The sequence below is a fragment of the Streptomyces sp. SID12488 genome, assembly GCF_010548275.1.
Taxonomy (GTDB): domain Bacteria; phylum Actinomycetota; class Actinomycetes; order Streptomycetales; family Streptomycetaceae; genus Streptomyces.
Map to the genome: position 1 here is coordinate 609,453 of NZ_JAAGLT010000001.1, position 20,465 is coordinate 629,917.

17 protein-coding genes and 1 tRNA gene are annotated in these 20,465 nt (G+C 68.6%); 14 read left to right on the forward strand and 4 right to left on the reverse strand.

What is annotated here, in order from left to right:
* The first annotated feature begins 283 nt into the window (after nt 1-283).
* From G3I56_RS02750 to G3I56_RS02785, 8 genes are all read left to right on the forward strand, one after another.
* Entirely contained in the window at nt 284-1,342 is a 1,059-nt protein-coding gene (locus G3I56_RS02750; protein WP_164406915.1) for an ABC transporter substrate-binding protein, read from the forward strand.
* Nucleotides 1,343-1,462: 120 nt separating this feature from the next.
* Nucleotides 1,463-2,344: a siderophore-interacting protein gene (locus tag G3I56_RS02755; protein WP_164406917.1), complete on the forward strand. Its 882-nt coding sequence runs from the start codon at nt 1,463-1,465 to the stop codon at nt 2,342-2,344.
* 189 nt (nt 2,345-2,533) lie between these two features.
* Nucleotides 2,534-4,006 (forward strand): lysine decarboxylase DesA, encoded by a 1,473-nt coding sequence (gene desA / locus G3I56_RS02760; protein ID WP_164406918.1) that lies wholly within the window; start codon nt 2,534-2,536, stop codon nt 4,004-4,006.
* A gap of 10 nt (nt 4,007-4,016) precedes the next feature.
* On the forward strand, nt 4,017-5,321 hold the full coding sequence (locus tag G3I56_RS02765; RefSeq protein ID WP_164406919.1) for a SidA/IucD/PvdA family monooxygenase: 1,305 nt from the start codon (nt 4,017-4,019) through the stop codon (nt 5,319-5,321).
* Complete coding sequence (locus G3I56_RS02770) at nt 5,318-5,884, forward strand: GNAT family N-acetyltransferase (protein WP_164406920.1); 567 nt, start codon at nt 5,318-5,320, stop codon at nt 5,882-5,884. Before G3I56_RS02765 ends, G3I56_RS02770 begins: the two co-directional genes overlap by 4 nt.
* Nucleotides 5,881-7,683 carry an IucA/IucC family siderophore biosynthesis protein gene (locus G3I56_RS02775; RefSeq protein ID WP_164406922.1) on the forward strand — a complete coding sequence of 601 codons (1,803 nt, stop codon included), beginning with the start codon at nt 5,881-5,883 and terminating at the stop codon, nt 7,681-7,683. Before G3I56_RS02770 ends, G3I56_RS02775 begins: the two co-directional genes overlap by 4 nt.
* Before the next feature lie 183 nt (nt 7,684-7,866).
* Nucleotides 7,867-9,351 (forward strand): RICIN domain-containing protein, encoded by a 1,485-nt coding sequence (locus tag G3I56_RS02780; protein WP_164406923.1) that lies wholly within the window; start codon nt 7,867-7,869, stop codon nt 9,349-9,351.
* Between the two features lie 23 nt (nt 9,352-9,374).
* Nucleotides 9,375-10,259, forward strand: coding sequence for a DUF4429 domain-containing protein (locus G3I56_RS02785; RefSeq protein WP_164406924.1), 885 nt, complete (start codon nt 9,375-9,377; stop codon nt 10,257-10,259).
* 68 nt (nt 10,260-10,327) lie between these two features.
* Here the strand turns inward: G3I56_RS02785 and G3I56_RS02790 are convergent, their stop codons facing one another.
* Entirely contained in the window at nt 10,328-11,899 is a 1,572-nt protein-coding gene (locus G3I56_RS02790) for a metallophosphoesterase family protein (protein ID WP_164407244.1), read from the reverse strand.
* Nucleotides 11,900-12,063: 164 nt separating this feature from the next.
* Between G3I56_RS02790 and G3I56_RS02795 the strand changes: the two genes are divergently transcribed.
* A complete protein-coding gene (locus tag G3I56_RS02795) occupies nt 12,064-12,321 on the forward strand; it encodes a hypothetical protein (protein WP_164406926.1) in 258 nt (85 codons plus the stop codon).
* A gap of 54 nt (nt 12,322-12,375) precedes the next feature.
* Nucleotides 12,376-14,193, forward strand: coding sequence for a glutamine--fructose-6-phosphate transaminase (isomerizing) (gene glmS, locus G3I56_RS02800; RefSeq protein ID WP_164406927.1), 1,818 nt, complete (start codon nt 12,376-12,378; stop codon nt 14,191-14,193).
* Nucleotides 14,194-14,393: 200 nt separating this feature from the next.
* Here the strand turns inward: glmS and G3I56_RS02805 are convergent, their stop codons facing one another.
* Together G3I56_RS02805 and G3I56_RS02810 are read right to left on the reverse strand one after the other, a co-directional pair.
* Nucleotides 14,394-14,963 carry a GPR1/FUN34/YaaH family transporter gene (locus G3I56_RS02805; protein WP_164406928.1) on the reverse strand — a complete coding sequence of 190 codons (570 nt, stop codon included), beginning with the start codon at nt 14,961-14,963 and terminating at the stop codon, nt 14,394-14,396.
* Nucleotides 14,964-15,108: 145 nt separating this feature from the next.
* Complete coding sequence (locus G3I56_RS02810; RefSeq protein ID WP_164406929.1) at nt 15,109-15,636, reverse strand: universal stress protein; 528 nt, start codon at nt 15,634-15,636, stop codon at nt 15,109-15,111.
* A 347-nt stretch (nt 15,637-15,983) separates the two neighbouring features.
* On the opposite strand from G3I56_RS02810, the gene G3I56_RS02815 reads away from it, so the two are divergent.
* The 4 genes from G3I56_RS02815 (at nt 15,984) to G3I56_RS02830 (ending at nt 18,962) form a co-directional block, all read left to right on the forward strand.
* Nucleotides 15,984-16,304: a hypothetical protein gene (locus G3I56_RS02815; protein ID WP_164406930.1), complete on the forward strand. Its 321-nt coding sequence runs from the start codon at nt 15,984-15,986 to the stop codon at nt 16,302-16,304.
* A 377-nt stretch (nt 16,305-16,681) separates the two neighbouring features.
* The gene (locus G3I56_RS02820; protein WP_164406931.1) at nt 16,682-17,962 is read left to right on the forward strand and encodes a helix-turn-helix domain-containing protein; all 1,281 of its coding nucleotides are present in this window, start codon (nt 16,682-16,684) and stop codon (nt 17,960-17,962) included.
* Between the two features lie 191 nt (nt 17,963-18,153).
* The gene (gene orn, locus G3I56_RS02825; RefSeq protein ID WP_164406932.1) at nt 18,154-18,759 is read left to right on the forward strand and encodes an oligoribonuclease; all 606 of its coding nucleotides are present in this window, start codon (nt 18,154-18,156) and stop codon (nt 18,757-18,759) included.
* Nucleotides 18,760-18,889: 130 nt separating this feature from the next.
* A tRNA-His gene (locus tag G3I56_RS02830) sits at nt 18,890-18,962 on the forward strand.
* A gap of 204 nt (nt 18,963-19,166) precedes the next feature.
* On the opposite strand, the gene G3I56_RS02835 is transcribed toward G3I56_RS02830, so the two are convergent.
* Nucleotides 19,167-20,222, reverse strand: coding sequence for a LacI family DNA-binding transcriptional regulator (locus G3I56_RS02835; protein WP_164406933.1), 1,056 nt, complete (start codon nt 20,220-20,222; stop codon nt 19,167-19,169).
* Nucleotides 20,223-20,465 lie beyond the last annotated feature (243 nt).

Here is a 20,465-nt window from a genome sequence, read left to right on the forward strand (position 1 = left end):
CCTGGCATGAGTACACCTACTCATCCGTAACTAGGTTGCCTCGGAGGCGAGTTGAACCTCGGCCACCCTTCACCTTCATGGCACAGGCGTCGCCATCGCGAACGAATAACCGACCGAACGAATAGCCCACCTTTGATTCACAGGCCATCCACAGGGATCGGCACACCTCGCCCCGCCCGCACCACTCCCCCGACCCACCCTCTGGACAGCGGGTAAAGTTAGGCTAACCTAACTTTCGAATTGTCCGGCGGGCCGACCCGCCCCGTTCGAAAGCAGCCATCTCATGTCCAACGCCCGTGCCACTCATCTCTCCCGCCGCGGCATGCTCGCCGCAGGCGGCGCCCTCGGCCTCGGGGCCGTCCTCGCCGCCTGTGGGGACGACGACGCGAAAAGCGGTGGCGCGGACGCGGACGCGTCGAAGGCCGCCGCCACTCCCGCCGGTCCCTGGACGTTCAAGGACGACCGTGGCACGACCGCCAAGGCCGACAAGGTGCCCTCAAGCATCGTCGCCTTCACCGGAGTCGCCGCCGCGCTCCACGACTACGGCGTCGAGGTCAAGGGCGTCTTCGGCCCGACCACGACCAAGGACGGCAAGGCCGACGTCCAGGCCGGCGACCTGGACGTCACCAAGGTGACCGTACTCGGCAACGAGTGGGGCCAGTTCAACATCGAGAAGTACGCGGCCCTGGCCCCGGACCTCCTCGTCACCACGATGTTCGACAGCGCGGGCACCCTCTGGTACGTCCCGGAGGAGTCCAAGAAGAAGATCCTCGCCGTCGGCGCCCCGACGGTCGGCATCTCCGTGTTCGACATCCAGCTGGACCAGCCGTTGCAGCGCATGCTGGAGCTGGCCAAGACCCTTGGCGCGGACATCACCTCCACCAAGGTGACCGCCGCGAAGAAGGCCTTCGAGGACGCCGCCGCCCGACTGCGCGCGGCCACCAAGGCCAAGCCGGACATCAAGGTGCTGGTCGGTTCCGCGAGCCAGGACATCTTCTACGTCTCCGGCTCCAACCTCTCCGTCGACCTGGAGTACTTCAAGGCCCTCGGCGTGAACTTCGTCGAGCCATCCGCCGAGGCCCTGAAGGCGAGCGGCGGCTGGTACGAGAACCTGAGCTGGGAGAACGTCGACAAGTACAAGGCCGACGTCATCATGATGGACAACCGTACGTCGGCGATCCAGCCCGCCGACATCACCGAGGCGACCTGGAAGCAGTTGCCCGCGGTGAAGGCGGGGCAGGTGATCGCGCGTAATCCCGAGCCGATTCTGTCGTACGACAAGTGCGTGCCGCTTCTCACGAGCCTCGCAGAGGCGATCGAGAGCGCGAAGAAGGTCGGCTAAGAGGCAGGCGCTCCACTGGAAGTGGGGAACTGCGGGTCCGTTGTAGCTGGTCGCGCAGTTTCCCGCGCCCCTATCGGGGGCGCGTCATCCGCGTCCCCTGACATCACATCAGGAGTCCGTATGACTACCGCCGTTGCTGTCCCCTTCCGGTTCTTCGCCCTCCATGTCGTGCGGACCGCGCGGCTCGGGCCCTCTCTCGTCCGGGTCACCTTCGCCGGGGACGATCTGTCGGCCTTCTTCTCCGACGGGCTCGACCAGAGCCTCTCCCTCTTCCTTCCGCACCCGGGACAGTCCGCTCCCGCCGTGCCCGTCGAGTTGGGTGACGGTTGGTGGCAGGGGTGGCGTGAACTCCCGGACGACGTACGGGCGGTGATGCGCTCGTACACACTCCGCGCCCTGCGCGCCAACACCCACGGCCGTACGACGGAGATCGACATCGACTTCGTACTGCACGGCGTCGAACCGGGTGCCCTCACCCCCGCCGGTCCGGCCTCCCTCTGGGCCTCCCGTGCCGACGCCGGTGACCGGGTCCTCCTGCTCGGACCGGCGATCGCGGACAACCGCGCGATCCGCTTCCGCCCGCCGACCGGCACCGACCTCGTCATCATCTGGGCCGACGAGACCGCCGTACCGGCCGCCTCCGCGATCCTCGAACAGCTCCCCGCCGACACCCGGGCCCAGGTCTGGCTGGAGGCCGGGCATGCCGGGGACATCCAGGATCTGGCGACCGGCGCCGATGCCGAAATCACGTGGCTCGTGCGCGGCGCAGGCACAGGTACACGTGCGGGCACAGGCGTACCCACGGCCCTGGACGCCATCCGGGACGCCCAACTCCCCTCCGCCGAGCGGCCGTACGCCTGGATCGCCGGCGAGTCGTCCGCCGTGAAGGAGCTGCGTCGGCATCTCGTACGGGAGCGCGGGATCGACCGTCGGGCCGTCACCTTCGTCGGATACTGGCGGCGCGGGCTCAGCGAGGAGCAGCTGCGCGAGCAGTCCGAATGACGGCGGCCCAGGCCTGGATCACAGCCCTGACCGGCCCTGACCGGCCATGACCGGCCCTGACTCGCCGGTCATGGCCGGGACTGATGGGGCAGGAACGCCTCACAGAAACTTAGGTTAGGCTAACCTAAGTTGAACCGTTCGACATGTCGAACCTGCACCTGCCCTCTCTGTCCCCCGGAGGCTTCCCCGATGCGCTCGCACCTGCTCAATGACACGACGGCGGAGCGGTACCGCCGCTCCGTGACCGAAGGAGTCGAGCGGGTGGCCGCGAAACTCGCCACCACGGACCGTCCGTTCACCGGCGTCACGGTCGACGCCCTCGCCCCCCGCATCGACCGGATCGACCTGGACCGGCCCCTCCTCGACGAGGCCGCCGCCCTCGACGAGCTCGAAGAGGTCTATCTGCGCGACGCGATCTACTTCCACCACCCGCGCTACCTCGCCCACCTCAACTGCCCGGTCGTCATACCCGCGGTACTCGGCGAGGCGATCCTCTCCGCCGTCAACTCCTCCCTCGACACCTGGGACCAGTCGGCCGGCGGCACCCTCATCGAGCGCAAACTGATCGACTGGACCAACGAGCGCATCGGACTCGGCCCGGCCGCCGACGGCATCTTCACCAGCGGCGGCAGCCAGTCCAACCTCCAGGCGCTGCTGCTCGCCCGGGAGGAGGCCAAGAGCGGGTCCGCCGCCGAGCTGCGCATCTTCGCCTCCGAGGTCAGCCACTTCAGCGTGAAGAAGTCCGCGAAGCTCCTCGGGCTGAGCCCCGACTCGGTCGTCTCCATCCCCGTCGACCACGACAAGCGGATGCAGACCGTCGCCCTCGCCCACGAGTTGGAGCGCTGCGAGCGCGACGGGCTGGTTCCGATGGCTGTCGTCGCCACCGCCGGCACCACCGACTTCGGCTCCATCGACCCGCTGCCCGAGATCGCCGAACTCTGTGCCCAGTACGGCACTTGGCTACACGTCGATGCCGCGTACGGCTGCGGACTGCTCGCCTCGGTCAAGCGCCGCGGCCTCCTCAGCGGCATCGAGCGCGCCGACTCGGTCACCGTCGACTACCACAAGTCCTTCTTCCAGCCGGTGAGTTCGAGTGCCCTGTTGGTCCGGGACGCGGCCACGCTCCGCCACGCCACCTATCACGCGGAGTACCTCAACCCGCGCCGCATGGTGCTGGAGCGCATCCCCAACCAGGTCGACAAGTCCCTCCAGACGACCCGCCGCTTCGACGCGCTCAAGCTGTGGATGACCCTGCGTGTGATGGGCGCCGACGGCATCGGCGAGCTCTTCGACGAGGTCTGCGACCTGGCCCAGGAGGGCTGGGAACTGCTCGCTGCCGACCCGCGCTACGACGTCGTCGTCGAGCCCTCCCTCTCCACCCTCGTCTTCCGCTACATCCCTGCCGCGGTCACCGACCCAGCGGAGATCGACCGCGCCAACCTGTACGCCCGCAAGGCCCTGTTCGCCTCCGGTGCGGCCGTGGTCGCGGGGACGAAGGTCGGCGGACGCCACTACCTCAAGTTCACCCTGCTCAACCCCGAGACCACGACGGACGACATCACCGCCGTACTCGACCTGATCGCCGGCCATGCCGAGCAGTACCTGGGAGAGTCCGCCGACCGCGTCGCTTCCGTCGCCTCCGTCACCGCCGTCGCTTCCTGAAGCCGAAGCCATGAACAGGACCGAAGCAGTGAACAAGACCTACGACTTCATCGGGATCGGTCTCGGCCCCTTCAACCTCGGCCTCGCCTGCCTCACCGAGCCGATCGACGAACTCGACGGCGTCTTCCTGGAGTCGAAGCCCGACTTCGAGTGGCACTCGGGGATGTTCCTCGACGGTGCCCATCTCCAGACGCCGTTCATGTCGGACCTCGTCACCCTCGCCGACCCGACCTCCCCGTACTCCTTCCTCAACTACCTGAAGGAATCGGGCCGGTTGTACTCGTTCTACATCCGCGAGAACTTCTATCCCCTCCGCGTCGAGTACGACGACTACTGCCGCTGGGCCGCCAACAAGCTGCGCAGCGTCCGCTTCAACACCACTGTCGCCGAGGTGACTTACGAGTACGAGGACGAGCTGTACGTCGTCCGCACGGCCGCCGGTGACATCTACCGGGCGCGCAGACTCGTCCTCGGCACCGGCACTCCCCCGTACATCCCGGAGGCGTGCGCGGACCTGGGCGGCGACTTCATCCACAACTCCCGGTACATGCGGCACAAGCGGGAGTTGCAGGCCAAGGAGTCGATCACGCTCGTCGGCAGCGGTCAGTCCGCCGCCGAGATCTACTACGACCTCCTCAGCGAGATCGACGTCCACGGCTACCGGCTGAACTGGGTGACGCGCTCAGCGCGTTTCTTCCCGCTCGAATACACCAAGCTGACGCTGGAGATGACCTCCCCGGAGTACATCGACTACTTCCGCGCGCTGCCCGAGCGGACCCGCTACCGCCTCACGCAGGAGCAGAAGGGCCTGTTCAAGGGCATCGACGGCGAACTGATCAACGAGATCTTCGACCTGCTCTACCGGAAGAACCTCGGCGGCCCGGTCCCCACCCGACTGCTCACCAACTCCTCGCTGAACACGGTGACTTACGAAAGCGGGAGCGGAGGCCGAAGCGGAAGCGGGACGTACACACTCGGGCTGCGTCAGGAGGAACAGGAGAGGGACTACACCCTGGACACCCAGGGCCTGATCCTCGCCACCGGTTACAAGTACGCCGAGCCGGAGTTCCTGAAGCCCGTCCGCGACCGGCTGCGCTACGACACCCAGGGCAACTTCGACATCGCCCGCAACTACGCGATCGACACGACCGGACGCGGGGTCTTCCTGCAGAACTCCGGCGTCCACACCCACTCGATCACCTCGCCCGACCTGGGCATGGGCGCCTACCGCAACAGCTTCATCATCGGCGAGCTGCTCGGCAGCGAGTACTACCCGGTCGAGAAGACCATCGCCTTCCAGGAGTTCGCCGTATGAACACGACCTCCACCACCCCCACCACCACTACGACCTTCACCTTCCGGCCGCTCGACCCCCTCCAGGACGCCGAGTTGCTGCACAGCTGGCTCACGCACCCCAAGGCGGCCTTCTGGATGATGCGGGACGCCCGCCTCGAAGACGTCGAGCGGGCCTACATGGAGGTCGCCGCCGACGAGCACCAGGACGCCCTCCTCGGTCTCCACGACGGCGTGCCCGCCTTCCTGATGGAGCGGTACGACCCGGTCCACCGCGAGTTGGCCGGCCTGTACGAGCCGCAGCCCGGCGATGTCGGCATGCACTTCCTGGTGCCGGCGACCGACACACCGGTGTCCGGGTTCACCAGGTCCGTCATCACGGCCGTGATGGCCCACCTCTTCGAGGACCCGCGCACCGCCCGTGTCGTCGTCGAGCCGGACGTCGGCAACAAGGCAGTGCACGCCCTGAACGAAGCCGTCGGGTTCGTGCCCGAACGCGAGATACAGAAGCCGGAGAAGAAGGCGTTGCTGAGTTCCTGCACCCGCGAGCAGTTCGAGAAGGCGATGAAGGCGATGTCCGTATGAACCTCACCGACGCCACCGCCCACCTCTCCCCCGAGCGCTGGGAACAGGCCAACCGCCTCCTGATCCGCAAAGCCCTCGCCGAGTTCGCGCACGAACGGCTGATCACCCCCGAACCCGAGAAGGGCGACGGCGGTGACAACAGTGCCGACCGTGACGACAGTTACGTCGTACTCGGCGACGACGGCCTGACCCGCTACCGCTTCGCCGCCACCCGCCACGCCCTCGACCACTGGCAGGTCGACGCCGACTCGATCACCCGGCACCGCGGCGGGGCCGAACTCCCGCTCTCCACCCTCGACTTCTTCATCGAGCTGCGGAAATCGCTCGGCCTGAGCGACGAGGTCCTGCCCGTCTACCTGGAGGAGATCTCCTCCACCCTCTCCGGCACCTGCTACAAGCTCACCAAGCCACAGATCCCCGTCGCCGAGCTGACGAGAAGCGGCTTCCAGGAGATCGAGACCGGGATGACCGAGGGCCACCCCTGTTTCGTCGCCAACAACGGGCGGCTTGGCTTCGGCGTGCACGAGTACCTCTCGTACGCGCCCGAGACGGCGAGCCCGGTCCGGCTGGTGTGGCTGGCCGCGCACCGCTCGCGCGCCGCGTTCACGGCGGGCGTCGGCATCGAGTACGAGGCCTTCCTGCGCGCAGAGTTGGGGCAGGAGACGGTCGTCCGCTTCCGTACGAAACTGTCCGACCGGGGCCTGGACCCCACCGAGTACCTCTTCATCCCGGTGCACCCCTGGCAGTGGTGGAACAAGCTCACCGTCACCTTCGCCGCCGAGATCGCCCAGCAGCACCTGGTCTGCCTGGGCGAGGGCGACGACGAGTACCTCGCCCAGCAGTCCATCCGTACGTTCTTCAACCGGACCGACCCCGAGAAGCACTACGTCAAGACGGCTCTCTCGGTCCTCAACATGGGCTTCATGCGCGGGCTTTCGGCCGCCTACATGGAGGCGACCCCGGCCATCAACGACTGGCTGGCCCAACTCATCGACAACGACCCGGTGTTGAAGTCGACGGGCCTGTCGATCATCCGGGAGCGCGCAGCCGTCGGCTACCGCCACCTGGAGTACGAGGCCGCCACCGACCGCTACTCCCCGTACCGCAAGATGCTGGCCGCGCTCTGGCGCGAGAGCCCGGTGTCTTCCCTCGAAGACGGCGAGTCGCTGGCCACCATGGCGTCGCTCGTCCACGTCGACCACGAGGGCCGCTCCTTCGCCGCGGCCCTCGTCGAGCAGTCGGGTCTGACCCCGAAGGAGTGGCTGCGCGGCTACCTGGGCGCCTACTTCACCCCGCTCCTGCACAGCTTCTACGCCTACGACCTGGTCTACATGCCGCACGGCGAGAACGTGATCCTCGTCCTCAGGGACGGCACGGTCCAGCGCGCGATCTACAAGGACATCGCCGAGGAGATCGCCGTCCTGGACCCGGACGCGGTTCTGCCGCCGACGGTCGAGCGACTGCGCGTGGACGTACCGGAGGACAAGAAGCTCCTGTCGGTCTTCACGGACGTCTTCGACTGCTTCTTCCGCTTCCTGGCCGCGAACCTCGCCACCGAAGGCGTCCTGGCGGAGGACGACTTCTGGCGGACGGTCGCCGAGGTCACCCGCGCCTACCAGGAGGCGAACCCCCAACTGGCCGACAAATTCCGCCAGTACGACATGTTCGCCCCCGAGTTCGCCCTGTCCTGCCTCAACCGGCTGCAACTGCGTAACAACAAGCAGATGGTGGATCTGGCGGATCCGGCGGGCGCCCTCCAGCTGATCGGCACCCTGAAGAATCCCGTCGCAGGGTTCTGATCAAGGCAGACGGGCTCCCCGAGTACGGTCCTCGGGGGGCCCGTCAACGTCCCCGTCACCCTCTTCGCCCTCCCCGTCACTTTCCGTGTACTCGACACGGGTGGGTGAACGCACAGCCCCCTCACAGAATGCGGCACTACGGTCCTGGCCTTGCCGTGCCCGCTCCGTGGGGAGTCAAGATTCATGACCGAGCACCTCGCACAGCAAGTCCCGCACCACCAGCCGTCCGTGCCCGGCCTCCCGCCGGAACACGCCCCGGCCGTCCACGCGTACGCGAACACCTTCTGTGCCAAGCCGCGCGACGCCACCGACCTGGCCGTCCAGGTGCTCGCCCGTGGATCGCGGCAGCACGGACCCGCCCTGCGCACCGCTCTCCTCGCCGACGTGCGGCGCACCGCCGACAGTTGGCTGCGCGACGGGCGACACGGCCTGCTGCGCGCGGAGTTCCGCGACTGGTCGAAACGGGCCGCCGACAGCCTCGGCCCCGTCGACACGCTGCGCCGGGTGGAACACAGCTCGGTTCTGCTGGCCGCCTTCGAGCAACTGCCCGACCAGCAACGGGCCGCACTGTGGCTGTGCCTGGCCGAACCGGAGGAGACGGAGTCGGCGGCCAGGCTCCTGAACACGACCGCGGAGTTCGCCGACTCCCTTGCCCAGGCGGCCCGCAGCCGTCTGGTCGACACCTTCCTGCGCGTACGAGCCGGACGCACCGCCGACCCCCAGTGTCTCCGCTACGGCGGCATGCTCGGCGCCATCGCACGCGGCACCCATCGAGAGGCCCCCGCAGACCTCCAACAGCACCTGGACACCTGCCAGTTCTGCACCAGTGACCTGAAACTGCTGCACACGCTCGCGGCGGGGGGTGCGGAGGACGTACGGCCGCTGCTGGTCGACCAGGTACTGGTGTGGGGCGGGGCCGCGTACCGCAGGGCCCGGTCGGCGAACCGGCCGACGAGCGGCGAGCCCGTCACGCAGCCCGCGCCCGCCCCGTCCGCCCCGTCCGCCGGAAACGGGAGCCACAGAGCCGAGGGCCGGCGACGCAGACGGCCGGTGCTCACGGTGGCGGTCACCGTGGCCGTCACGGCCGTCCTGACCACCGGCGTACTGCGCCTGCTGGCGGGATCCGGCTCCGCCGAGGGCGCCGAGCCTCCCGCGTCCACGACGGGTGCCTCGATCGCACCGTCCTCCGTGGCCAACACCACCACCGACACGATCACCCTCAGGGACCTGTCCACCGGCCGCTGCGTCAACGGCCCGGCCGCAAGCGCCTCGCCGGGTTCCGGACCACCCGCCGATCCCACCCTGGCGGCCTGCGACGGCGGCGAGACGCAGAAGTGGCAGGTCGTCCGCCTGACGAAGGGCGCGGTCGCCCTGGTGAGCCCCGCGTCGAGGTTCTGCCTGGACATCGAGGGCAACCGGGTGGCCGGCGACGGGATGCAGCTGCGGCCGTGCGCCTACGAGCAGGGTGCCTCCGCGCCCTTCCCGGAGGACCAGGCGTTCCTGCCGAAGGCAACGGCCGACGGCTCGTTCGTCCTCGTCTGTCAGGACAACCCGGAGATCTCCGTCGGGGTGCGCGCCGGCAAGCTCTCGATGCGCACAACGACATTGACTGGCAAGGAAGTTCGGTTTGCCTTGGACGACGAGGCCGCGAACGCGCTGGGGTTGTGACGGCCCGGTGCCAGAATCTCTCCATGGCGGAAATCATCCAGAAGGACGGCACATGGGTCTTCGACGGTGACGGGCTCCGGCTCACCCCGGGGCATGACAAGAACGTCAGTCTGCTCCGCAAGGAACTGGGCGAACTCGCCGTTCCCCTCCAGGCGTTGGCCGGTGTCTCCTTCGAGCAGGGCAGAAAGTCGGGGCGCCTCAGGCTCCGGCTGCGCGACGGCGCCGACCCGCTGCTCCGGGCCACCGGCGGCAAGCTGGCGGAGACCGACGACCCGTATCAGCTGAACGTGGAGTCGGACCGGTACGGCGTCGCCGAGTACCTCGTGGACGAGGTGCGCAACGCGCTGCTGCTCGACGAGGTGCCGTCCGGCGCCGTGGACCGCTATCTACTGCCCGGGCCCGCCGTACCGCTGTCCGTGTCGGCCGGGGACGGCACCGCGACCTTCGACGGTGAGCACGTCCGCCTGGAGTGGAACTGGAAGACGGAGGACGCGAAGGCCGCCGCCGGCCCCCGTTCCCTGGCCGTCGGCGACATCGCGGCCGTGGAGTGGCATCCGGCGGTGGGCCTGGAGAACGGCTACCTGCGCTTCGGTGTGCGGCACGCACCGACCAAGGCCCCGCCGAAGTACGACCCCAACTCCGTCGAGCTGTGGGGCTTCAAGAAGGACCCGCTGATGGCGTTGGTCGCGGCGGCCGTCCAGGCCCGCCTGCCGCATCCAGCGACGGACGTGACGGACGTACCCCCGCAGCGGCGGAAGGAGCTCGCCGGGCCCGACGGCAGGCCGGTCGAACACGACCACGACGCCCAGCTCCGGCGGCTGCGCGAACTCGGTGAGCTGCGCCGGACGGGCGTACTCACGGACGACGAGTTCGCACTCGCCAAACAGGCGGTCCTCAAGCGCATGTAGGAACACGCGCCGGAGAACCGCCTGTTGGTGTTGCTCGTACGCCCTGCCTTCGGGGCATACGCGCACGCTCAGCGTACGCGGCGCGCGACCGTGAAGCGGTCGACCTCCTCGCCGGTCTCCGCGATGCCGCGCACCGTCAACGTGGCGAGGCGGCCCTTGGCGGCGGGGGTGACATCGACACGGAGGAAGGAGTAGTCGAGGTAGCGCACGCGCGACCAGGTGACCGTCTCGTTGACCTTGCCGTCCTTGGTGTTGATGAAGGAGGCGACGGAGTCGACCTCGTTCTCGTGGCCCTCGTAGGACAGCGGGGCGGTGAACGCGTACAGGCTGCGGCCGGCCGCGCCCGCCGTCACGTAGACGACACCCTCGGTCTCGGGGTACGAAGTGCCGCCGATCGGGAGCTTCTTGGTGACCGCGCCCGCCTTGATGACATCCGTCCGCTCGTACTGGTGGTTGTGGCCGTTGATGACCAGGTCGACCGTGTACTTCTCGAACAGCGGCACCCACTCCTGGCGCACGCCCCCCTCCGAGGCGTGCGCGGTGGAGGTGCAGTAGGCGCAGTGGTGGAAGAAGATCACGATGAAGTCGACGTCGTCGCAGGCGCGGTACTTCTTCAGCTGCGCCTCCAGCCACTTGGTCTGGGTGCCGCCCGAGATACCGAGGTTGGCCGGGATCTCGAAGGAGATGTCGTTGGCGTCGAGCGAGATGACCGCCGTGTTGCCGTAGACGAAGGAGTAGACGCCCGGGAGGTTCTTCTTGTCCGGGCCGTTGTCGGGGAGGTTCCAGCGGGCTTCCTCGCCGCCGTAGCCGTTGGGCGAGTACCAGGCCTCCATGTCGTGGTTGCCGTAGGCCGGCATCCACGGGACGGACTTGGCGACGGACTCGGTCTGCGCGAGGAACTGGTCCCACACGCGGGAGTCGAAGCCGGTGTCGGCGGTCTTGCCCGCGCCTGCCGGGTCGGCGTACGCGATGTCGCCGGCGTGCAGGTGGAAGGCCGGGTTCTGGCCGAGCAGCAGGCTGTTGTTGGCGAGGCCGTGGTAGCTGACGCCCTCGTCGCCGAAGGCCGTGAAGGTGAACGGCTTCTTGTGGTCGGGGGCGGTGGTGAAGGTGCCGAGCGTGCCCAGGAGGTGCGCCTCGGCCGGGTCGAAGCCGGCGTGGCCGACGCCGTAGAAGTACGTCCGGCCGGGGCGCAGGTGGCTGAGCTTGGCGTGCAGGTAGTACTGGGTGTGGTCGCCGCTGGCGCCGACACCGGCCGGGGTGTACAGCGTCCGGACCTCGGCCTCGATCTTGCGGGAGAGGTCCCAGGGGTGGGCGCCGATGCGGATGAAGGGCTTCTTCACCGCGACCGGGACCTGCCAGGAGACGGTGATCTCCGTGCGGGGGTCGTTGCCCCAGGCGAGGTGACGGCCGAAGGGGGCGACGAGCGCGCCGTCGACCTTCGCGGCCTGCGAGTACGTCTGCGTCGGTGCGGAGGTCCGCGTCGCGGCCTGGGCGGCGCCCGGCACGAACGCACCGCCCGCGACGGCGCCCACGGTGACGGCACTGCTTCTGATCATCGTGCGCCGCGAGAACTTGGCGCGAAGGTACTCGTGCTGCTCGGCCATGCTCATGCGCTCTGCGAGCTGCTCGGGTACGCCCATGCGAGGAGTGTCCATGGCTGAAAACGGTGCTCTGGGCAGCCATCGCCACGCAGGACACAGGGTGAACAGGCACCGAACAGGGTCCCATAAGAGTTTCAACAGACCGTTGCCCGATATCGGGCAGGATTCTTGCGATTGCCAGCGCTTTACCTCAGGATCGTCGGGTGCACGACGAACTCGTTGATCACCTGACGCGTACCACACCCCTCTCCCGGGGCGAGGCGCTGCGGGTGATTCAGGACGTTCTCGCCTACTTCGACGAGACAACCGAGGATTATGTCCGTCGCCGCCACCGCGAACTCCAGGGCCAGGGCCTGGTGAACGCGACGATCTTCGACCGGATCGAGGCGGACCTGAAATACCGCGCGGTCGCACCGCCGGAGCTCACCCTCCGGCAGTTGCGCCGCATGGTCTACGGCTAGATCACCCACGTACGCATCCACGTACGGCAGGAACAGGGACAGGGACACTTATATATGTGCGGGATTGTCGGATACATCGGCAGGCGTGACGTGGCGCCGCTGCTCCTCGAAGGCCTCCAGCGCCTGGAGTACCGCGGCTACGACTCGGCAGGCATCGTCGTGACCTCGCCGAAGGCCGCGGGTCTGAAGATGGTCAAGGCCAAGGGCCGGGTCAGGGACCTGGAGGCCAAGGTCCCCAAGCGCTTCGCGGGCACCACCGGCATCGCTCACACCCGCTGGGCCACGCACGGCGCCCCCTCCGACCACAACGCGCACCCGCACATGTCGGCCGACAACAAGGTCGCCGTCGTCCACAACGGGATCATCGACAACGCCTCCGACCTGCGCAAGAAGCTCGAGGCCGACGGTGTCGAGTTCCTCTCCGAGACGGACACCGAGGTCCTCACCCACCTCATCGCCCGCTCCCAGGCGGACACCCTGGAGGAGAAGGTCCGCCAGGCGCTGCGCGTGATCGAGGGCACGTACGGCATCGCGGTCATGCACGCCGACTTCACCGACCGGATCGTGGTCGCCCGCAACGGCTCCCCGGTCGTGCTCGGCATCGGCGAGAAGGAGATGTTCGTCGCCTCGGACATCGCCGCGCTGGTCACCCACACGCGGCAGATAGTGACTCTGGACGACGGCGAGATGGCCACCCTCAAGGCCGACGACTTCCGTACGTACACGACCGAGGGCACGAGTACGACGGCCGAGCCGACCACCGTGGAGTGGGAGGCCGCCTCGTACGACATGGGCGGCCACGACACGTACATGCACAAGGAGATCCACGAGCAGCCCGACGCCGTGGACCGCGTCCTGCGCGGCCGGATCGACGACCGCTTCTCCACGGTCCACCTCGGCGGCCTCAACCTGGACGCCCGCGAGGCGCGTGCCGTGCGGCGCGTGAAGATCCTCGGCTGCGGCACCTCGTACCACGCGGGCATGATCGGCGCCCAGATGATCGAGGAGCTGGCGCGCATCCCCGCCGACGCCGAGCCGGCTTCCGAGTTCCGCTACCGCAACGCGGTCGTCGACCCCGACACCCTGTACGTGGCCGTCTCCCAGTCCGGTGAGACGTACGACGTGCTGGCTGCCGTACAGGAGCTGAAGCGCAAGGGCGCCCGGGTGCTGGGCATCGTCAACGTGGTCGGGTCGGCGATCGCCCGCGAGGCGGACGGCGGCATGTACGTGCACGCGGGCCCCGAGGTCTGCGTCGTCTCGACGAAGTGCTTCACCAACACCACCGTCGCCTTCGCCCTGTTGGCCCTGCACCTCGGCCGCACCCGCGACCTCTCCGTCCGCGACGGCAAGCGGATCATCGAGGGCCTGCGCAGGCTGCCCGGGCAGATCGCCGAGATCCTGGAGCAGGAGGAGGAGATCAGGAAGCTGGCCGAGCAGTACGCCGAGGCCCGCTCGATGCTCTTCATCGGCCGCGTCCGGGGCTACCCGGTGGCCCGCGAGGCCTCCCTGAAGCTGAAGGAGGTCTCGTACATCCACGCCGAGGCCTACCCTGCCTCGGAGTTGAAGCACGGCCCGCTGGCCCTCATCGAGCCCGCGCTGCCCACGGTCGCGATCGTCCCGAACGACGACCTCCTGGAGAAGAACCGCGCCGCCCTGGAGGAGATCAAGGCCCGCAGCGGCCGCATCCTCGCGGTGGCCCACCAGGAACAGGAGAAGGCCGACGAGACGATCATCGTCCCGAAGAACGAGGACGAGTTGGACCCCATCCTGATGGGCATCCCCCTCCAACTCCTCGCCTACCACACGGCATTGGCCCTGGGCCGGGACATCGACAAGCCGAGGAACCTGGCGAAGTCGGTAACGGTGGAATAGACACCCAGTTCCCCGCGCCCCTTCGGGGGCTGCGCCCCGAAGGGGCGCGGGGCTGTATCGATTTGCGGCTCCGCCGCGTGGGCGCGACCAGCCCCCACGCACCCGCAGAGGCCAACGAACAGAACGATCCCCCCGTGTTGCCACCAGCCACGGGGGGACCGTCATATCGCCGGGGATCGCCCAACCCCCAGCCTGCGCAGCTAACCGGTGGCCGTCACGCCCCGGCCGGCAGCACGTCGTGGAAGAACTGTCGGCCAGTGAGCCAGCGCCGCCGTGGCCGCGTACCAGGCCACGAGACCGCCCGCCGCGGCGAACCAGCCACCGACCTTGGCAAGCCCCCCGGAATCCCCGAACTGCGCGATGGCGAGCAGCAGCATCGCCACGAACAGCAGCCCGTACGCACCCCGCGTGAGCGGAGCCCCCGCTGAAGCCCCCAGTGTCAGACTGAGCGCGACGAGCGCGAACAGCAGCAGGAACAGCCCCGCCGCGTTGGCGGAGACCTGAGTGTCGGCCCCGACGCCCCAGGTGAACCAGAACGCCCCGAGCGCGGCGAACGCCGTTCCGGTGAACGTGTCCCCGTCGCGGAAGGCGAGCAGCCCGGCGATGAAGAGGGCGAGGCCGCCGACATAGGTGGCGAGTGAGACCGCGCTCGCGGCCGTCACGCCGTCGATCACCTCGGTGTACCCGAGGCCGAAGGCCAACAGGGTTATTCCGAGGGCGAGATGGCCGAGGATCGTGGTGGTGCTTCCCGCGGAGACGTCATTGTCCACGGCGGGCTCCCTTCGTGCATGTGCCCGTACAGCTTGTGCGGTGACCGATATATGCCCTTCACAAGCGCACAAACACCTCTACGCACAAGTAGGTTCACGCAGCGCGAAGGGAGATCGGGGAGCAGCCACGGAGTTGGGAAGGGAGCTACGGAATGACGATGACCGGACGCTGGGCGCGCTTCGCGAGCCGCCCGGCCACCGACCCGAAGATGCGCCCGACGATGCCGTGGGTCGAGCCGACGACGATCGCGTCGGCCTCGTACTCCCGTCCCACCTCTTCGAGTTCGTGGCAGATGTCACCGCCGCGCTCGACAAGGATCCAGGGCACCTCGGCCAGATAGTCCGCACAGGCGAGTTCGAGCCCGAGGACCTCGGTTCTGTGGTCCGGCACGTCGACGAAGACGGGCGGCTCGCAGCCGGCCCACACCGTGGTGGGCAGCCGGTTGGCGACATGCACGATGATCAGACCCGAACCGGAGCGGTGGGCCATTCCGATGGCGTACGCGAGGGCGCGCTCGCTCGACGTCGAGCCGTCGAAACCGACGACGACACCGTGCTTGAACGCGGGGTCGCAGGACTGACGTGGTTCTTCCGCCGCCAAGGGCTCGGCCGCCGTGTGATCGGCGACGGGGCGCTTGCGGTCCGCGGGTTCCAGGAATTCGTGACCGGCCATGGGATTCTCGGCGTTTTGATCCTCGTGGTGGGACAACGTGATGTGGGACGACAGTGTGCGGCGGAGCTGTGTCCGGGAATCATCTTCCCAACCCCATACCCCCAAGGGTACGGCGGCACGCCTCCGTAGCCCATAGCCCGCACGTGCTCCGGACGGGTTCCAGGGAGCATGCACGAGGGGGTGCCCGTAACGCAATGGTTGCTGCCACGTACAGGCTGTTTCCACAGGGTTCGCCTACATCTCGCCCACTCCGATCACTCCCACGCACATCTTCCGGACATCCTGGCCAGTGACCGACCGCTCGAACACGCGTTGAACTCCGTGACCCTTCGTCACAGGGAGCAGCCATGACCTCACCGAGCCAGGACTCCGCGACCGACCTCGTCCGCTGGGCGGCCTTCAGCTGCGTTCTGGTCCCCGTGGTACTCGTCCTCTACGGCTCCTCCCTCGGCGGCGCGGCCGGTACGGCACTTGGGCTGGCGGCCGTGACAGGGGTGTGCCGGGTGCTGCTGCGGCAGTCCGAGCGCTGCGCGGCCCGCCTGCCGGCCGAGGAGAGCGCCCCGCCCCGGGGACGGCACGGCAGGACCCCTTCCGGCGCCCATTACGGGAGCGTTTCCGGCACTCACCGGGGCGGTCGGCACTCCGGCGGAAGTACACCGGTCGACTGACCTGTTTTAGCGCACGCGCCCGATGCTTTTCAGCCAACTTCCGGCTACCGTGCACCCCTTGGCCGAACAACCCCCAAACCCCTGTTCCACCTGCACTGAAAGGGTCCCGACGGGTCCTCGCACCCTACGCGGATTGGCCACTGCGACGAGGCGCACTTCCCTGCACGCCCCACGAGTGCAACGCTTCGTGATCGAATGCTTTACGCCAAGTTGCCAAGTCGACAATCCGTCGAGTGACCAACTGGTCACCTCGGCATCATGGGACACAGTAGATTCGATCTTGACTGTCTACGGCGGGGGACTCGTGCAGGACCGAGGGGAAACGTGCAGGAGCGACACAACCGAGGAGCCGCGACCACCGAGGGGGGCTTAGCAGTATGAGCCACGACTCCACTGCCGCGCCGGAAGCCGCGGCCCGGAAACTTTCCGGGCGACGCCGCAAGGAGATCGTCGCGGTGCTGCTGTTCAGCGGCGGCCCCATCTTCGAGAGTTCCATACCACTTTCGGTGTTCGGGATCGACCGCCAGGACGCCGGAGTGCCGCGCTACCGATTGTTGGTGTGCGGCGGCGAAGAGGGTCCGTTGCGGACCACCGGCGGGCTGGAACTGACCGCGCCGAACGGCCTGGAAGCGATCGCACGGGCAGGCACTGTCGTCGTGCCCGCGTGGCGTTCGATCACCGCGCCGCCACCGGAAGAGGCGCTCGACGCATTGCGCCGGGCCCATGAAGAGGGTGCGCGGATCGTAGGCCTGTGCACAGGTGCGTTCGTCCTCGCGGCGGCGGGCCTGCTGGACGGCCGCCCGGCGACAACACACTGGATGTACGCACCGACACTGGCGAAGCGCTATCCGTCGGTCCACGTCGACCCACGGGAACTCTTCGTGGACGACGGCGACGTACTGACATCCGCGGGCACGGCGGCGGGCATCGATCTGTGCCTGCACATCGTGCGGACGGACCACGGCAACGAGGCGGCCGGTGCGCTGGCCCGCCGACTCGTGGTCCCGCCGCGCCGATCGGGCGGCCAGGAGCGCTACCTCGATCGGTCTTTACCAGAGGAGATCGGCGCCGACCCGCTCGCCGAGGTCGTCGCCTGGGCGCTGGAGCATCTCCACGAGCAGTTCGACGTGGAGACGCTGGCGGCACGCGCGTACATGTCCCGTCGTACGTTCGACCGCCGCTTCCGCTCGCTCACGGGAAGCGCACCGCTGCAGTGGCTGATCACGCAACGCGTCCTGCAGGCCCAGCGTCTCCTGGAGACGTCGGACTACTCGGTGGACGAGGTCGCGGGTCGCTGCGGCTTCCGTTCCCCGGTGGCTCTGCGCGGCCACTTCCGCCGCCAGCTGGGCTCGTCCCCGGCCGCGTACCGCGCGGCCTACCGGGCGCGCAGGCCGCAGAGTGAGCGGGTGCCGGAGCCGGACGCAGGGGTGACCGGGGCGCAGGGCGGCCCCGGCGGCGGCATGGGTACGCCGACCACGGCGGGCCAGGGACACGGGCACCACGGCCAGGGCGGCCACGACCGCGCCCCGCACCCGGAGAGCCCGGTCCCGCTCCAGGCCCGGCGTACGGCGAACTCGGTCGGCCTGTCGGCGGAGCACGCGCGGGATCCGTACGTCGGAAACCGCGCGAGTCTGCCCGGGCAGCGGAGCGGCGCGTAAAGGGTGCCTTGTGAACGCGGGACGGGCCGGGGTACGTCACCCGGCCCGTCCCGCGTTTCCGGGTGGGCCGACGCGGCCCACGCCCTGTCTCCCACCCACCGACCCGTTTCCGGTCTGTTTGCCCGGCACCCTCGAACCGCGGGCCCGCACCACTGGTTCGCCCCGCGCCACCTGCCCGTAAGGTGAGACGCATGAACGATCGCATGGTGTGGATCGACTGCGAGATGACCGGTCTCTCGTTGTCCGACGACGCGCTCATCGAGGTGGCCGCACTGGTCACCGACTCCGAGCTGAACGTACTCGGCGAGGGGGTGGACATCGTCATCCGTCCGCCCGACTCGGCGCTGGAGACGATGCCGGAGGTGGTGCGCCAGATGCACACCTCGTCGGGCCTCCTCGACGAGCTGGCCGGCGGTACGACGCTGGCCGACGCCGAGGAGCAGGTCCTGGCGTATGTGCGCGAGCACGTCAAGGAGCCGGGCAAGGCGCCGCTGTGCGGCAACACGGTCGGCACGGACCGCGGCTTCCTGCTCCGCGACATGAGCACCCTGGAGGCGTACCTCCACTACCGGATCGTGGACGTCAGTTCGGTGAAGGAGCTGGCCCGCCGCTGGTTCCCGAGGGCGTACTTCAACAGCCCGCCCAAGAACGGCAACCACCGCGCCCTGGCCGACATCCGCGAGTCGATCGTCGAACTGCGCTACTACCGCGAGGCGGTCTTCGTACCGCAGCCCGGCCCGGACTCGGAAACGGCCCGCACGATCGCGGCGAAGCACGCCCTGCCTGCGGCGCAGTAGCCCCTACGACAGCCCTGGGAAAGCCCTTACGGCAGCCCCGAGAAAAGCCGGGCGCGAGCACCCCTTCAGACCCTGTACACTTTTTCTCGGCCGGTCAGGAAGACCACTCGGACTTCCCAAGCCGGTCATGGTGGGTGTAGCTCAGCTGGTAGAGCACCTGGTTGTGGTCCAGGATGCCGCGGGTTCAAGTCCCGTCACTCACCCTGAACGAAGAAGCCCTGACCTGTGAAAACAGGTCAGGGCTTCTTCGTGACCGGCCCCGTGGGAACTCATGGGAACACACGACGCACCCCCTCCCCCGCGCCCGGCGAGGGAACGCCCGGGCCCGGTCCAGGGAACCCTGAGCCCGTCCGGTGAGCGCCGCCTCGACGAACCCGCGTTCCCCGCCCGGCCGGTGGCCTTCGTCCTCAGGAGGACGTACGGGTCATCAGCTCCGTGGGAAGCACCAGCCGGCGCCGTTCCAGGACCCGGGATGCCGTCGGGCGGCGGTCGGCGACCTCCTCCAGGAGGAGGTCGATCATCGCCCGGCCCATTTCCACTATCGGCTGGCGGACGCTCGTCAGGGGCGGATCCATGTGGCGGGCTATGGCCGAGTCGTCGTAGCCGACGAGGGCCACGTCGTCGGGTATGCGGCGGCCCTCTTCGCGCAGGACCTGGCGGGCGCCCGCCGCTGTCACGTCCGAGCCCGCGAAGACCGCGTCCAGGTCGGGGCAGCGGGACAGGAGGCGGGTCATCGCCCGGCGACCGCCCTCCTCGGTGAAGTCGCCCGGTTCGATCAGGTCCTCGTCCACCTCGTGGCCCGCCGCCTCCAGGGCTTCGCGGTAGCCGTCGACGCGACGCTGGGCGCCGTACACGTCCATGCGGCCCGTGATGTGGGCGATCTTGCGGCGGCCCCGGGAGAGGAGGTGTTCGGCCGCTTGCCGGCCACCTCCGTAGTTGTCGGAGTCCACCGAGGTGAGGGTCTCCGCCGCCGACCTCGGGCCGCTGATCACCGCCGGGATCTCCAGCTGGACCAGCAGGTCGGGGAGCGGGTCGTCGGCGTGGGTCGAGACCAACAGGACGCCGTCGACCCGGTGGGCGGCCAGGTACTGGGCGAGGCGCTGGCGTTCCCTGTCGCTGCCCGCGAAGATCAGCAGGAGCTGCATCTCCGTGTCCGAGATCGCCGCGCCCACACCGCGCAGCATGTCCGAGAAGTACGGTTCCGCAAAGAATCGGGTCTCCGGCTCGGGGACGACCAGTGCGATCGCGTCCGTGCGGTTCGCGGCGAGGGCGCGGGCCGCGGTGTTCGGGACATAGCCGAGTTCCGCGACCGCCGCCTCGACCGCCGCGCGGGTCACATCGCTGACTCTCGGCGAGCCGTTGATCACCCGGGAGACCGTGCCGCGGCCCACTCCGGCGCGTGCGGCGACCTCTTCCAGGGTCGGCCGCCCGCCACTCCGGCCCCGCACTCCGTGGCCCACCATGGTCCGCCTCCCGTCACCCGCTCCGGCCTGGAATCTAACAGCCCGCATTCCGGACCGAAGTCCGGCAACAGGCCTCGTGAGGCCTGGTGACACTCCCGGCAAGGCCCGCCGGGGATCTTCCGGTGCCTGGCGGCACATTCCCGGGGGTCCGTTCGCCGGCCTTCCGAAGCCTTCCGTTCCGCTTCCGGGAGCTTTAGTTAACAGCCCGATAACCGAAGACACATCCCCGCGTCTCCACCCTTG